Annotated in this window: 1 pseudogene; it reads right to left on the reverse strand. The window is 53.1% G+C overall.

Annotation, left to right across the window (positions count from 1 at the left end):
• A pseudogene (locus MSG37_RS21210) lies at nt 1-737 on the reverse strand (RTX toxin); the annotation flags it as partial.

A 737-nucleotide genomic window follows, 5' to 3' on the forward strand; every position in this document is an offset into this window, starting at 1 on the left:
ATATCTTGCGTATTGCCGGCGCTATCGGTCAGGGTCAGCGTGACTGTGCTGCCCGGTGCCACGTCAGTTGTGGTGCCCGAGATGTTCGCAGTTTCAGCGTTATCGTTAACGGTTAGCGCAACAGTTAGCGCGCCATCGGTGGCGTCCATGTTGTCGGTGGCTTCATCGTTAACGGTGTTGCCATTGCGATCTTCTGCGCTGGCGTTAACCGTGATGTCACCATCAACCAGACCTGAGATATCGACGCCATCAATCGAGTAAGTGCCGTCATCATTAACTGTCACACCCGTGACGATTTGTATTTTGCCAGCGCTATCGGTGAGCGTGAGAGTCACTGTTGTACCTGGCGCCACGTCAGTTGTGGTACCAGAGATATTGGCGGTTTCAGCGTTATCGTTAACGGTTAGCGCAACAGTTAGCGCGCCATCGGTGGCGTCCATGTTGTCAGTATCGCTACCATTGACAGCATTGCCGTTGCGATCTTCTGCGCTGGCTTCGACTTTGATATCACCATCGACCAGACCTGAGATATCGACGCTATCAATCGAATAAGTGCCGTCATCATTAACGGTGACACCCGTCACTTGCTGCACATTGCCCGCGCTGTCGGTTAAGGTCAGCGTGACTGTTGAATCTGGTGCCACGTCAGTTGTGGTACCAGAGATATTGGCGGTTTCAGCGTTATCATTAACGGTTAGCGCAACAGTTAGCGCGCCGTCTGTGGCGTCCATGTTGTC

The sequence above is a fragment of the Shewanella sp. 1CM18E genome (assembly GCF_023161665.1).
GTDB lineage: Bacteria > Pseudomonadota > Gammaproteobacteria > Enterobacterales > Shewanellaceae > Shewanella.